The sequence below is a fragment of the Streptomyces sp. NBC_01198 genome, from assembly GCF_036010485.1.
Classification (GTDB): domain Bacteria; phylum Actinomycetota; class Actinomycetes; order Streptomycetales; family Streptomycetaceae; genus Actinacidiphila.
The window spans coordinates 4,737,084-4,750,792 of record NZ_CP108568.1 but is presented as its reverse complement, the minus strand read 5'-3'; the positions used below and the strand labels follow the sequence as shown (position 1 = coordinate 4,750,792).

Below are 13,709 nucleotides of genomic sequence, written 5' to 3'. Positions count from 1 at the left end.
CCGGGTTCAGACCCGGTCGAGCCAGAGCACGATGCCCGTCAGGTCGTTGAGCACGGCCGCGACACCGGCCCTGATGGAGGCCGCGCAGCGCTCGGTGGTGAAGGAGGCCGGGTCGTAGGTGGAGGACATGCCGAGGCCTTCGCCGCGGAAGGACGCCCCCGACCAGTCGACGGCGGTGACGTTGGCGGTGGGCTCGGCCAACTCCGCGCCCACCACCAGGAACTGCTGCGAGAGGTGGTTCGGGGTGACGGTGGCGAGCGGGTCGATCAGGTCGTTGCCGGCGCTGACGATGAGGTCGGGGTGCATGTCCAGCGCCCTGGTGGCGCTGGGCAGCAGGTCGGCGGTGCCGTCGGCGGTCACCGTCCTGAGCCCGACGTGCTCGGCAGCCGCCCAGTCCTTGACCGCCGCCACCAGCGCGGCGGTCGGGCGGTCCCTGCCCGCGGTGAGCAGCACCACCCGGTAGCCCTCCGAGGGGCGCACGTGGTCCCACGAGCCGGGCTGCGGGGTCGCGGTCGCCTCCGGGGCGGGCGGGGCGGCGGGGTCGACGAAGCCGGGGCCGAGGGCGCCGACGGCGGACGGCCTGGGGTGCGGCCGCGACCAGTCGTCGCCGGAGCCGCATCCGGCGACCAGCGCGGCAGCCGCGGCCAGCGCCGCGACAGCTGGAAACGAGGGGCGCAACGGATCGTCCTTCCAGGTGGTGGCGGGGGTGTGCCGCCATCCTGCTATGCCGCGCCCTGCCGTATTCGTCACCGGGTGCCCTTCCCACGCTTGTTTTTCCATCATTCCCCGGCGGGCCCGCTCCTGTTCACCCGCGCCGTGCACGGTGCGCTGGCAAGCAAAGGAGCCACATGTCCTCACGAGTCCGCCGCAGCATCCTCGCCGTCACCGTGGCGGTGATCGCCTTCCTGGGGTTCGCACAGCCCGCCCTGGCCCACGGTTTCTCCTCGGTCGTCTACGTGCACGTCACGGCGGGCGACGACGGCCGCGTCCGTACGGAGCTGCAGCTCGAATACGACCTCTTCGTCGTGTCCGCCGCCGACTTCGAGCACGACGACCCGCTGTTCAAGGCGGGTACGGCCGCCTTCGACGCCGGTGACGCCGCCGCGCAGGCCGCCGCGCTCGACGGGCACGCCAGGTCGGCGGTCGGCTACGTCACGCGGCGCTTCTCGGTCAGTTCCGACGGCAGGCCCTGCACCCCGGCAAAGGCCGGCGGCTTCACGATGGGCCGGCAGGAGGGCGTCCCCTACGCCGGCCTGGTGCTCGACTGGACCTGCGGCAGGCAGGGCGAGGACCACGAGGTGCGCAGCGGGCTGTTCCCGGACGCCGAGCACTACGTCACCGGCACCAGGTCGATCGTCACCTACGACGTCGACGGCCGCTCCGGCAGCGCCGCCCTGGACGCCGGCCATCCGGCGTTCTCCACCCACCAGGCGTGGTACGAGCGCTTCTGGGAGTTCTTCCGGCTGGGCACCGAGCACCTGCTCACCGGGATCGACCACATCCTCTTCCTGCTGGCGCTCATCGCCGGTTCGCGGCGGCTGCGCGAGGTCGTGCTGGCAGCCACCAGCTTCACCCTGGCCCACTCGGTGACGTTCATGCTCGCCGCGCTCGGCCTGGTCGACGTGCCCTCCCGGGTCGTGGAACCGGTCATCGCGCTGTCGATCGCGGTGGTCGCCGGCTGGTACCTGTGGCGGATCTGGCGGCACGGCGGCCGGGCCACCGAGCTGGAGACGGCGAACCGCGGCCACTTCGGCCTGGATCGCGCGGGCTGGCTGCGGCTGGGGGTGGTGTTCTGCTTCGGGCTGGTGCACGGCCTGGGCTTCGCCGGCGCGCTGGGGATCGACAAGGCCTTCTCGTGGACGCTGCTGTGGTCGCTGCTGGTGTTCAACGTCGGTATCGAGGCGGTGCAGTTGTCGATCATCGCGCTGGTCTTCCCGCTGCTGACCGTGCTGCGGCACCGGTGGCCCGCGGCCGGGTTGCGGACCACCGGCGCGATATCCGCGGGCGTGTTCGTCATGGGACTGGTGTGGTTCACGCAACGGGCTTTCAACGTCTGAGTGAACGGCACCATTTTTTTTGCCCCGCCAAACGTTTAGCAATCACCAAGACCATGTTTAGCAGTGGTTAACCCGCCGCTGAGAGCTTGACGATCCCCACTTCATGTACTTTCCGTACGCAGAAGGAACAGGAACTGATGAAATCGAGACCCTCGATGCAGGCCTCAGGGCTTGTGCGGCGCCGCGTGGCCACCGGGACCGCCGCAGCGCTTCTGGGCCTGACCGTGGCGCTGGGCAGCGGCATGGTGTCCCCCGCCGGAGCCGCCGAACCGACCTCGGTGACCGGCATCATCCTCGGCGTGGGCGCCAACGAGACCCAGCGCACGGTGACCTGGTACTCCTCGACCGACACCGCGCAGCAGATCCAGGTCGTGCCGACCGCCGCCCTGGTGGCCGGTGAATTCCCGGCGGACGCCGCCACGTTCGACGCCACCGGCGGCCAGAACATCGCCGCCAGCGGCGGTTACAACCGGCACGCGACCGTCACCAACCTCAAGGAGAACACCCCGTACTCCTACCGCGTCGGCAGCGCGGGCAACTGGTCGGCCACGTACGCATTCAAGACGCAGGACTTCGAGGGCGACTACGACTTCCTGTTCTTCGGCGACCCGCAGATCGGCTCCTCGGGCGACCTGGCCCAGGACCAGGCCGGCTGGCAGGACACCGTGGACATCGCCACGGCGGCCAACCCGAACGCCGAGCTGCTGGTGTCCGGCGGCGACCAGGTCGAGAGCGCCAACAACGAGTCGCAGTGGAACTCCTTCCTCGCGCCCGACAAGCTGCGCCAGTACCCGTGGGCCGCGACCATCGGCAACCACGACGTCGGCGGCAAGGCGTACGAGCAGCACCTCTACACCCCGAACACCGACCGCACGGCGCCGTACTACTCCAACGGCAAGCCCGAGTCGGACAGTTCGGGCGGTGACTACTGGTACATCTACAAGGACGTGCTGTTCATCGACCTGAACAGCAACAGCTACGACACCGCGCAGGGCGGCGGCGGTGACGCGGCGCACATCAAGTACGTCACCGACGTCATCAACCAGCACGGCGCCGAGGCCAAGTGGAAGGTGCTCACCTACCACCACGCGATCTACTCGCCGGCCGACCACGCGAAGGACGGCGACAACAAGGTCCGCCGGGTGGACTTCCCGACGACGTTCTCCAAGCTCGGCGTCGACCTGGTCCTCCAGGGCCACGACCACAGCTACTCGCGCAGCTACCTGATCAAGAACGGCGCGAAGGCGAACCCGGACGAGCAGCCCGGCGACGCCGACGTCTACCCGGGCCCCGGCGGCGTCCTGTACGTGACGGCCAACTCCTCGTCCGGCTCGAAGTACTACGACATCACGGCCCCCGACAACAGCGGGACCAGCGGTGCGGGCAACGGCGCCGACCCGCTGAAGCCGGACGACTACTGGTACAACTCGGTCGAGAACCAGGAGCACGTCCGCACCTACGTCAAGGTCCAGGTGCGCAACGACAAGCTCGTCGTCGAGGACGTCCGCAGCGGCACCTGCGCTGCTCCGAACTCCTCGGTGTCGCACGGCAACTGGTGCAAGAACACCACCGCCGACCAGCCGGTCGGCTCGCTGGTCGACAAGGTCACCGTGCACCCGTTCCACGGTGACGGCCAGGACATCCAGGTCAACGTGCCCAACGCGGCGCCGGGCGAGTTCGGCTGGACGATCGACGGCTACAACGGCCTGGTGGACCTCGGTACCGCCACGGAGAACGGCGACCACTTCGAGGCCGCCGGCAAGATCAACCCCATCTCCGTGTCGGACACTCGCCGTTCGCTCGCCCCCTGGTCGATCTCGGCCGGCGTGAGCGACTTCCAGGACGCCGGCAAGACCTTCCCCGGCTCCTACCTCGGCTGGTCCCCGCGCGTGCTGCAGGCCGGCGCGGGCGCCGAGGCCGGCGACTCGGTGGCCTCCGGCTTCGACGGCAACGGCAAGGGCCTGTCCGTCTCCAGCGGCCTCGGCTCCGCCGACCAGGGCCACACCCGGGGTACGGCCAAGCTGGGCGCCGACCTCAGCCTGAAGATCCCTGACAGCGTGGAGAAGGGCAGCTACCAGGCCACTCTCACGATCACCGCGCTGAGCAGCTGACCCACCCCGGCGGGGCAGGCACCACGCGGTGCCTGCCCCGCCTCCCCCGCCAGGCACCGTGCCGCGCCCGACCCCCGCGCCAGGAGAACAAGAGATGCACGCGCCCACCGCGCGGCGGAAGACCGCCGCCACCGCCCTGATACGTCGCGTCGTCCTGGCGCTGCTCATGGCCCTCACCGTCGCCGGCCTGGCCGGCGGCCCCGCCGCCGCAGCCGGCGGCGACGTCACCTGGACGGTCAGGACCGCCGCCAACACCTTCGGTGCCGACCGCTCCAGCTTCAGCTACAGCGTCAATCCCGGCGGCCAGGTCAAGGACACCATGACCGTCGCCAACCGCGGCAAGGCCCCGCTCACCCTCGCGGTCTACGCCTCCGACGGCTACACCACCGGCAACGGCCAACTCGACCTGCTCACCCGGGACAAGAAGTCCGTGGGCATCGGCGCCTGGGTGCGGGCCGGCCGGGCCGACGTCGTCGTCAAGCCCGGGCAGTCCGCCGACGTCCCCTTCACCGTCACCGTCCCCGCCAACGCCACCCCCGGCGACTACGTGGGCGGCATCCTCACCTCGCTGAAGCAGCCCGACGCCGAGCAGGGCATCACCGTCGACCGGCGGCTCGGCATCCGGATCGCGGTACGGGTCAGCGGCGCGCTCAAGCCCAGCCTGGCGGTGGAGAACCTGCACACGCACTACAGCGGCACCCTCGACCCGTTCGCCAAGGGCGACGCCACCGTCACCTACACCGTCCACAACACCGGCAACGCCGTGCTGTCCGCCGAGCAGGCGGTGTCCGTCTCCGGTCCCTTCGGGTGGCTGCGGACCGACGCCGCCGAGATCGAGGCACCGCCGGCGCTGCTGCCCGGCGAGAGCTGGAAGGTCAAGGTGCCCGTGCACGGCGTGGCCCCCGGATTCCGGCTGACCGCGACCGCGACGCTCACCCCGCTGCTCACCGACGCCTCGGGCTCCACCACGGCGTTGCGGAAGGTCTCGGCGAGCACCCACACCGCCGCCGTCCCGTGGACGCTGACGCTGCTGGCCCTGATCCTGCTGGCGGCCGCGGGCTGCGCGTTCGTCCTGACCCGCCGCGCCCGCGCCCGTCGCAAGCTGCGCGAGGACGCCCGGGTCAGGGAGGCGGTCGAGCGCACCCTGCGCGAGCAGTCGGAGCCGGCGGGCCAGGCGGCGCCGGGCGCGTCCGACGCGCCCTGAAGAGCCCCGCCGCGAGCCGCCGTGGCCCCTGCCCGCGAGGCCGGCGTTCGCTGGCCCCGCGATGCCAGCGTTTGCGGCCCCGCCCGCCGGGACCCAGGCTGATGACAGGCATGCGCGGGACCTGGCGTGCCATGGCCTGGCCTGCCGGCTCCCCCACCCCCCGATCGGACAAGGACATGACCGAGATCAAGCCCCGGTTCCGTACGATCGACGGACTCTCGATCCGGTACGCCGAGAGCGACGGGCCAGGCGACAGCGAGGCCCTGCTGCTCAGCCCGTGGCCGGAGAGCCTGTACAGCTACGACCCGATCTGGTCCGAGCTGGCCGCGCACGCGCGTCTGACCGCGGTGGATCTGCCCGGTTTCGGGCATTCCGAGCTCCGGGAGGACCTGCTCTCCCCGACCGCGATGGGCGAGTTCGTCGTGCGGATCGCCGACGCCTTCGGGCTGGCGAAGCCGCACGTCGTGGGCCCGGACATCGGCACCGCGGCATCGCTTTTCGCCGCGGCCCGGCACCCGGACCGGTTCCGCAGCCTGGTGGTGGGCACCGGCGGGGCGGCGGTCCCGATCACGCTGGGCAGCCCGCTCGACGACTGGGTCCACGCCGAGGACCTGGGCCCGTACCTGGCCATGGGCCCCAAGGCCGCCGTGACGCTCGCGATGAGCACCATCAACGGCTACGAGCTGCCCGACGTCGTACGCGAGGACTACCTCGCGGCCTACTCGGGCCGCCGGTTCGTCGACCAGATGGCGTACGTCCGCGCGTACCCCGCGGAACTGCCGGTCCTCGGCGAACTGCTGCCCACCCTCCAGACGCCCGTCCAGCTCCTCGCCGGCCGCAACGACCAGGTCGTACCGCTGGCGAACGCCGAATACCTGCACGAGCGGCTGCCGAACAGCGCGCTCGACCCGATCGACGCGGGCCACTTCGCCTGGGAGGAAGCCGCCGACGCCTACGCCGGGGTGATCACCCGCTGGTGGCAGGCCAACTGAGGGGCGCCGGCTCCTGGGATGCGGTGGGCACGCCCAGTGCCTATCGTTTCCGTTATGGCCTCCAACAGGCGATTCGCTCCCGCGGGCCGGCGAGAGACACGGTCGGGGTGACCGGCGAGAGCAGTCACCCGCCGGAGCCGCCCGGCGATCCCCGCGGCGTCCGGGGCGACGTCGAGGCCGCCGGGGGCGCCTCCGGCCGTACCGCCTCGCAGCGGGCCGCGGCCGGGATACACCAGGCGCTGTCGCAGCTGACAGCGGATACGGGTTCGCACGTCGGGGCGGTGTATCTGCCGGTCCCCGACGAGCAGGTCCTGCGGATGGTCGCGGTCTTCGGAGTGTCGGCGAGGATCGCGCGGCCGTGGGCCCGGGTGGCGATGGCCGCGCCGGTCCCGGTGGCCGACGTGGCACGCCAGGGCCGTCCGGTATGGCTGCGCAGCCACGACGAGCTGGCCCGCCGCTACCCGCGGACCGGACTCGCGCTCCCCTACCAGGTCGCCATGGGCGTGTCGCCGGTGCTCTCGGGTGACGCGGTCAAAGGCGTGGTGCTCCTGCTGTGGCCCGGCACCCACCCGCCCGAGCTCTCCCCGCGGGAATCCGAGGCCATCACCGAGGCGGGCCGCCGCATCAGCCGCTTCCTGGACCAGGCCGAGAAGGCCGGTGATCCGCTCCGGCCCGGCGACGAACCGCACGCGGTGGCACCGCCCCCCTCGGACCCCTGGCCCGAGGCGGAGGCACGCTCGGGGGCCGGCCTCACGGAGCGGTTCCAGGAGGGTCACCTCTCGCTGGACCTGGACGGCCGGATCACGTTCCTCAGCAACAGGGCCGTCGAGTTGCTCGGCGGGGGCCGCGGGGAACTCCTCGGAGCCCGGTTCTGGGAGGTCCTGCCCTGGGCCCACGACCCCGTCCACGAGAACTGCTTCCTGGAGACGCTCTTCAGCCGGCTGCCGGCCTCCTTCAACGCGCTCAAGCCCCCGGACACGTGGCTGTCCTTCGCCCTCCACCCCGACATCACGGGTGTGAGCGTGCGCGTCACCGTCCTGGACCACCCCCCGGCGGGAAGCGAGCCGGCCACCGGCCCTCCCGCCACCCCCGAGGCCAGCGCAGGCACCCTCTTCTACCTGATGCACCTGTCCTCGTCACTGTCCGACGCCGTCGGGGTCAAGGACGTGACGGACGCGGTGACCGAGCAGATCATGCCGGTCCTCAACGCCCAGGCGCTGGCGCTGGTCGTCGCGGACAACGGCAGGCTCCGGGTGCTCGGTACCGGTGGTTTCCGCCGGGCAGCGCAGCGCCACTTCGACGGTCTCTCGCTGTCCTCGAACGTTCCGAGCATCCGGGTGCTGGCCACGGGCGTTCCCGAATTCTTCCCCGACAGCGGGGAACTGCTGCGCGCCCATCCGCAGGGGGCCTCCGTCTACGCGCAGCAGGCCTCCTTCGCCTACCTGCCCCTGATCGCCGCCGGGCGTCCGATCGGCTGCTGCGTGCTCGGCTACAGCGAAACGCACGCGTTCCCCGCGGACGAGCGTGCGGCCCTGACCGCACTGGCCGCGATGATCGCCCAGGCCCTGGAGCGGGCGAGCCTGTACGACACGAAGAACCAGGTGGCGTACGGACTCCAGGCCGCCCTGCTGCCCCGCCTGCTGCCCGCCGTCCCCGGCCTCGACAGCGCGGCCCGCTACCTGCCGGCAAGCCAGGGCATGGACATCGGCGGCGACTTCTACGACCTCGTCCGCCTCGACGAGACCACCGCGGCCGCCGTCATCGGCGACGTCCAGGGTCACAACGTCAACGCCGCCGCCCTCATGGGCCAGGTCCGCACCGCCGTCCACACCCACGCCGACTCCGGTGCGGGCCCCGGTGAGGTCCTCGCCCGAGCCAACCGGCTGCTGGTCGACCTGCAGTCGCAGCTGTTCGCCAGCTGCCTCTACGTCCAGCTGGACCTGCGCAACGGCAAGGCGCTGCTGGCCAGCGCCGGCCACCCGCCCCCTCTGCTGCGGCACCCCGACCACCGCGCGGAGGTCCTGGACCCGCCCCCCGGACTGCTCCTCGGCATCGAACCCGACGCCGACTACCCGACCACCGAGATCGCGCTGCCCCCCGGCGCCGTCCTGGCGCTGTACACCGACGGCCTGGTCGAAAGACCCGGCGTCGACCTCGGCGAGTCCATCGCCGACCTCGCCCGCCAACTGGCCGCCGCGCAGGCCCCGTCCTTGGACGCGCTCGCCGACACCCTCATCGACCACGTCCAGCAGACGGGCGGCGTCAGCGACGACGTGGCCCTCCTGCTGCTCCGCCCGCCCGCCCCCGCGACCCGCGGGCCCGCCCGCCGACCCTGACGCCGGTGGGGCGGCCCCCTCGTCGAGGAGACCGCCCCACCCGTGAGCTCGTACGCGCTTTGGGTGCGCGCTTCAGGTGCCGGCCTTACGTGCCCGCTTTACGTGTGCCTGCCGGCGTTTTCAGCCGGCCGCGGGCCCGCCCGCTGCGGGCTTGCGGCGGCGGACCAGGAAGACGGTGCCGGCCCCGATGACCACCACGGCGGCGCCGACAGCGGCGATGGCCGGCGTCGCGGACGACGAACCGGTCTCGGCCAAGTCGCCGCCGGACGTGTTCAGTTGGGTGTCACCGGCCGGCTTGACCGGCAGCGGCGTCTTGCTGCCGGTCTGCGTGCCGGTGCCCGAGCCGTCACCGCCCGAGTCCCCGCCGGTCGACCCGTCGGCGGCCACGACCGCGAACTCGGCCACGCCGTTGTCGCCGCCGGCCTCCACGCACTTGCCCTTGTCGTCGGCGTAGATGCCGAATCCGACCGCGAACCCGTCACTGGCCTTGGCCTTGGCGTCGACCTGGATGCGGGCCTTCAGCTTGAAGGAGGCGTGCGGCTTGACCTCGGTGTAGCCGAGGTAGCCCGCGCCGGGGTCGTCCTCGTCCAGCGACACGGCGGCCCAGTCGCCGGTGTCGGGATTCTGGAACTCCAACTTCAGGTGGCTGGTGTCCGAGTTCCAGGTGTCGGAGTCGACCTGGGTGGCGAACAGGCCGAAGTCCACGCGGCGGTAGTCGGTGCCGGAGGAGTTCGCGACCGCGAGGCTGAACCCGTGCCAGCCGCTGCCCGCCTTGATCTGCGCCGGCAGGCCGGTGATGTCGGCGGTCAGCTTGTCGTCGATCCGCGGCTCGTCGTCATCGGAGGAGTCGCACGTGGTCCCGTTCGGGGGCTCGGTGGTCGCGGAGGCGGACGGCGTCGGCGCGGTGGTCGGGGAGGACGTGGGCGTGACCGGCGGCGTCGACGCCGATGTCGTCGGGGTCGCGGAGGCCGACGCGCTCGGTGTCGCGGTCGCGGTGGCCGTGTCCGTCACCTCGGTACTGGCGCTCACGGACGGGCTCGCCGTCGCCGCGCCGGGCGCCGCGGACGCGGAACCGGCCGTGAAGAGGGCTGCGGGCGCTATCACGGCGGTCACAGCAGCCGACGCGAAGACATGACGGAGCTTCATGAAGACCTCATATGGTCTGGCAGACGCGAAAGAGAATGTGGGGCCGCCGCCGACAGGTCAGGCGAGCGACCAGCGGACTGTATCCGAGCCGTACGAACGCCCGGCCAACAATTCGCCGTCGCCGGCGGGCGGACCCCCGCGCCCAACGGGACAAATACCAGCAAGCCCGCACAGTTGCACTCTGGAAGGGACAATTCCGGGTGCTTAACGTCACACCGCCCCGCCCGGGTCCGAGGGTTCGAAGGCCGAGGCCGGCCCGCGGACCGACGCGCAGGACGGGCGAGTTGTCCCGACCGAGCCTCGCTCGCGAGCGCTTGGCCACTCCCGGACACCAGCATCCGTAGCTACTTGACTTTGCCGGGTAGTGGAGACAGTCTAGTTGCATGACACCGAGCCACGATCCCCAGCTGCTGAAGGGCGTCCTGTCCGTGGTGCTGCTGCACCTGCTGGCGGAGCAGGAGTCCTACGGGTACGAGGTGGTGCAGCGGCTCCAGGCGGCCGGCTTCTCCGACGTCCTGGAAGGCACGGTGTATCCGGCCCTGTCCCGCCTGCAGCGGGAGGGCGGGCTGAGCACCCGCCTCGTCGCCTCCCCGAGTGGCCCCGCACGCAAGTACTACCGGCTCACCCCGGCCGGCCACGAGGCCCTGGCGAGCGGGACCGCGGCCTGGGCCCGGCACGTAGCAGTCGTCGACTCCGTCCTGACCCGCCCCCTGCCGACCGACCCCCAGAAGGGACGCTGACACCATGCCGCACACCCTCTCGTTGCTCAGCCGACTGCGCATCGAACGCCTCGTGTGGGCCCTGGACCAACGGCTCTACGATCTGCCCCGCCGCGCGCGCATCTCCACCCGCCGCGAGGTCCGGGCGAACCTCGTGGCCGCCGCCGGGGACGTGGGAGCCGGCCAGGCGCTGCGCCGCATCGGCGGCAGCCGCCAGCTGGCGGACAGCTATCTGACCGCCGAGCTGGGCGAAGGCCCCCGGCACTCCTGGACGGCCGCAGCGTGCTTCCTCGCCGTCGTCCCCCTGGTGCTCAACTACGTGCTCTCGGAGGCGGCTTCGGCGTTCCAGCACGGGATCACCGTCCAGGACCCGCACGCGACCGGGACGTTCACCTGGAACGGCGTCAGCTTCCTGCAGAGCGGGATGACGTTCACCTTCGACCAAGGCCACAGCACCCATGCCGGCGGCGCCTGGACTCCGATGGTCTACCTGCTGTGGCTGGCCGGCACCATCGCCTGCGGCCGTCTCTGGCGACTCCTCCCCCTCCGCCGACCCCACCGCCGGCACCCGGCCCCCACCCCCTGACTCCCCCCGGCCCGCCACCGACACGAGGGCGGCCCCCGCCCCACCTGCCTCCCCCTGCACCTCGGGTGCCATGTCAGAGAAGGCCTGCCCCGCTCGTCGTTCCCGTCAGACGCTGAAGCGTTCGACGAGCATCTTCATCGTCTCGAAGGCGGGCTTGGGGGCGTAGTCATCGGTGGTGAGCCCGAATTGATGGAAAAGTCCTCTCTTGGCGCTGTCGGCATCTCGCAGCGCAAAATGCGTGTAACCGCTCAGGCGGAGTTGCTTCGACTGGGCGGCGACGACATTCACCACGGTCTCGACGACGTCGGCCTGCCGGCGCGGGGGGCGTTCGGGCCCGGTGGGCCAACCGTGCTCGGTGATGTGCAGCGGTAGGTGTCCCAAGCCGGCGGGTGCAAGTACCGCTTCACGGTGATGACGCAGCAGTCCCTCAACGGCCTGCGGGAGGTCGGACGCGTCGACGGGTCGGAAGACGTCGGGAAAGAAGTCCAGGCCCGCGTAGTCCAGATCGGCGATGAAGCCCCCTCCCCCGAGGTTCGTCAGGTCAGTGACGAAGGAGGTTGCCGGCCCGAAGAGAGGGGTGGTGTTGAACCCGACCCGTAGGCCGGTGTACCCGAGTTCACGTGCTGCCGCTTTGACGGCGGAAACCCCACGGACGATCGCCTCGCGCACCGCCGGGTAATAGCCGTCCAGCGTCGGGTTCGACGTGACGTTGGGCTCCTCCGTCACTTGCAACGTGCCCGTGACCGCGCCGTACTGCTCGACCAGCTCGCGCAGGAAGTCGCAGTAGCCGTCGACGTCTCCAGCTGCGGACTGGTACTGCGCCACCAGGTCCAAACGGCGCCCCCGGACGGCGTATTGGGCCGCGTCGGCCGGTGAAGCGGTCGCGTGTGGCTCGCCGAGGCGGGTGGCATCGTCGAAGCCGATGTAGGCGCGTACCAGGAACGGACGGCCTGGTCGGCCCTGGAGGCGGTCGAGCGCACTCGACACGAGGGCCGGCTCATCGGGCAGACCGCCGGCCAGGCCCCCGGTGTCATCACCGGCGACTCCGCCCGGGTAGATCCCGAAGAGCAAGCCGTCAGGCGCTGTCGGTGTCACGCGTTCGGTTCCTTTCGGTTCGGCGCAACAGGGGGCGTGGAGGTGGTCGCCGCTGCGGTCGGCCAGGGCAGTGAGCCGGTGCGGATCTCGTCGATGACCGAGTCGACCCACGCCATCTCGGCGCGAGCAAGGCACAGCGCGTATTCCGCCTCGATGACATGCAGGCGGGGCACGCCGGCCGCCAGTGCCTTCGCGAGGCGTTCTTCATCGGCGCCCGTGCGTTGCCGCAGGCGCTGGCCACGCTCAACCAGGGCCTCCACCGCGCCAGTCACCCCGAGGGCGCCGAGATAGGTGACCGCGCCCAGGAACTGCGAGAACTCCCGTTCCGGGTTGCGGATCTGGGAGTCCAGCCGCCGTACGAGTTCGCCAAGGCCCTCCTGCGTGAGGGCGTAGACGGTCCGCTCCGGACGGTTCCCCAAGCGCTGCTGGCCCTGCGAGGCAAGCCACCCCGCTTCGACCAGCGCGGCAACGGTGTTGTAGAGCGTGCCCCGCGTGATCGCGGCCGCGTGGTTGTCGCTGCGTTTTCGCAGCTCAGCAAGCATCTGGTGCGGGTGCGAGGGCTGTTCGAGCAGGAGGCCGAGAACTGCCAGAACGATCGGGTTGTCGAGAGCGCGACGTGGCATAGTCGAACTCTACCAGTCCAAATAAACTATATGACAACCCGTGGGAACCTGGACTCGCGTCAGAGGGCCCAGCGGCCTGCGGGCCGATGCCAGGTGCCCGAATCCTGTCGGCGGCTCCCGGGAACTCCAGTCCGGTCACCCCACCCGGCGACCCCCTCCGGCGGCACCCGCGAGCCACGACCTAAATACCATCGGGGCGGAAGAGCACCGGCAAGAGGAGAACCTGTGACCAGATCACCGTCCCCACGCTCCACCGTGGTCCTCTACACGGTGTCCGCGACGTGCGCCGCCCTGGGCGCCCTGCTGTGGATCCGCGACCGGTCGACCCACACACCCCCCAGGTTCTACGGGAACGTCCTGGTGGCCGACAGCCACACCACGTCGGCCTGGCGCGTCTGGTCCCGGGCGGTCACCGAGGAACGCCTGGGCCTCTACCTCGTCGTCGCCGGCCTGGTCCTGGCCCTCGCGACACGGCTGCTCTCCGCCCGGCGGGACTGACTGGCCCGTCCCACACCTCGGCAGATCCTCACGGCGGCACCCTCCGGTGCCCAGTAAGTCGCGAGACCTGTCGAGTGAAGTTCCCCCGTGATCTCGGACACTCGTTCTTGTGCGGCGAGGGTGTGTCGTTGTCGGGTCTCGTTTGGGGTCAGGTAGCCCCAGTCGGGGTGCTTGCGTAGCCGGCGGCGGTTGTAGAAGGTCTCGATGTAGGAGAACACCGCGGCGCGGGCGGTGGCCCGGTCGGGCCAGGTCCGGGTACCGATCTCGGCCTTCAGGACTGCCCACACTGAGCCTTTTCCAACCTCACGTTGAGGGTGCGAGATGGGAAGACCGCAGTGCTTC

Annotated in this window: 12 protein-coding genes; 8 read left to right on the top strand and 4 right to left on the bottom strand. The window is 71.1% G+C overall.

The annotated features are described in order from the left end of the window. Positions 1–6: 6 nt before the first annotated feature. Positions 7–750 carry a hypothetical protein gene (locus tag OG702_RS21275; protein WP_327290499.1) on the bottom strand — a complete coding sequence of 248 codons (744 nt, stop codon included), beginning with the start codon at positions 748–750 and terminating at the stop codon, positions 7–9. 98 nt (positions 751–848) lie between these two features. Between OG702_RS21275 and OG702_RS21270 the strand changes: the two genes are divergently transcribed. From OG702_RS21270 to OG702_RS21250, 5 genes are all read left to right on the top strand, one after another. Continuing rightward, complete coding sequence (locus tag OG702_RS21270) at positions 849–2,057, top strand: HupE/UreJ family protein (RefSeq protein ID WP_327290498.1); 1,209 nt, start codon at positions 849–851, stop codon at positions 2,055–2,057. Between the two features lie 137 nt (positions 2,058–2,194). Then, positions 2,195–4,168 (top strand): metallophosphoesterase family protein, encoded by a 1,974-nt coding sequence (locus OG702_RS21265; RefSeq protein ID WP_327290497.1) that lies wholly within the window; start codon positions 2,195–2,197, stop codon positions 4,166–4,168. Positions 4,169–4,262: 94 nt separating this feature from the next. Further along, a complete protein-coding gene (locus OG702_RS21260; protein ID WP_327290496.1) occupies positions 4,263–5,372 on the top strand; it encodes a WxL protein peptidoglycan domain-containing protein in 1,110 nt (369 codons plus the stop codon). A gap of 176 nt (positions 5,373–5,548) precedes the next feature. After that, entirely contained in the window at positions 5,549–6,364 is an 816-nt protein-coding gene (locus tag OG702_RS21255) for an alpha/beta fold hydrolase (protein ID WP_327290495.1), read from the top strand. A gap of 107 nt (positions 6,365–6,471) precedes the next feature. Then, positions 6,472–8,700, top strand: coding sequence for a GAF domain-containing SpoIIE family protein phosphatase (locus OG702_RS21250; RefSeq protein WP_327290494.1), 2,229 nt, complete (start codon positions 6,472–6,474; stop codon positions 8,698–8,700). A gap of 120 nt (positions 8,701–8,820) precedes the next feature. Here the strand turns inward: OG702_RS21250 and OG702_RS21245 are convergent, their stop codons facing one another. After that, positions 8,821–9,846 (bottom strand): LAETG motif-containing sortase-dependent surface protein, encoded by a 1,026-nt coding sequence (locus OG702_RS21245; RefSeq protein WP_327290493.1) that lies wholly within the window; start codon positions 9,844–9,846, stop codon positions 8,821–8,823. A gap of 383 nt (positions 9,847–10,229) precedes the next feature. On the opposite strand from OG702_RS21245, the gene OG702_RS21240 reads away from it, so the two are divergent. Together OG702_RS21240 and OG702_RS21235 are read left to right on the top strand one after the other, a co-directional pair. Beyond that, positions 10,230–10,586, top strand: coding sequence for a PadR family transcriptional regulator (locus tag OG702_RS21240; protein WP_327290492.1), 357 nt, complete (start codon positions 10,230–10,232; stop codon positions 10,584–10,586). A gap of 4 nt (positions 10,587–10,590) precedes the next feature. Further along, entirely contained in the window at positions 10,591–11,151 is a 561-nt protein-coding gene (locus OG702_RS21235; RefSeq protein WP_327290491.1) for a hypothetical protein, read from the top strand. 105 nt (positions 11,152–11,256) lie between these two features. Here the strand turns inward: OG702_RS21235 and OG702_RS21230 are convergent, their stop codons facing one another. Beyond that, positions 11,257–12,246, bottom strand: coding sequence for a hypothetical protein (locus tag OG702_RS21230; RefSeq protein ID WP_327290490.1), 990 nt, complete (start codon positions 12,244–12,246; stop codon positions 11,257–11,259). Continuing rightward, positions 12,243–12,869, bottom strand: a complete 627-nt coding sequence (locus tag OG702_RS21225; RefSeq protein WP_327290489.1) for a PadR family transcriptional regulator — start codon at positions 12,867–12,869, stop codon at positions 12,243–12,245. Before OG702_RS21225 ends, OG702_RS21230 begins: the two co-directional genes overlap by 4 nt. A gap of 225 nt (positions 12,870–13,094) precedes the next feature. On the opposite strand from OG702_RS21225, the gene OG702_RS21220 reads away from it, so the two are divergent. After that, entirely contained in the window at positions 13,095–13,367 is a 273-nt protein-coding gene (locus OG702_RS21220) for a hypothetical protein (protein ID WP_327290488.1), read from the top strand. Positions 13,368–13,709: the final 342 nt, after the last annotated feature.

Coding starts and splice junctions, on each gene's coding strand:
- OG702_RS21255 (WP_327290495.1), top strand. CDS start 5,549: ATGACCGAGATCAAGCCCCGGTTCCGTACGATCGACGGACTCTCGATC.
- OG702_RS21265 (WP_327290497.1), top strand. CDS start 2,195: ATGAAATCGAGACCCTCGATGCAGGCCTCAGGGCTTGTGCGGCGCCGC.
- OG702_RS21225 (WP_327290489.1), bottom strand. CDS start 12,869: ATGCCACGTCGCGCTCTCGACAACCCGATCGTTCTGGCAGTTCTCGGC.
- OG702_RS21245 (WP_327290493.1), bottom strand. CDS start 9,846: ATGAAGCTCCGTCATGTCTTCGCGTCGGCTGCTGTGACCGCCGTGATA.
- OG702_RS21240 (WP_327290492.1), top strand. CDS start 10,230: ATGACACCGAGCCACGATCCCCAGCTGCTGAAGGGCGTCCTGTCCGTG.
- OG702_RS21270 (WP_327290498.1), top strand. CDS start 849: ATGTCCTCACGAGTCCGCCGCAGCATCCTCGCCGTCACCGTGGCGGTG.
- OG702_RS21260 (WP_327290496.1), top strand. CDS start 4,263: ATGCACGCGCCCACCGCGCGGCGGAAGACCGCCGCCACCGCCCTGATA.
- OG702_RS21235 (WP_327290491.1), top strand. CDS start 10,591: ATGCCGCACACCCTCTCGTTGCTCAGCCGACTGCGCATCGAACGCCTC.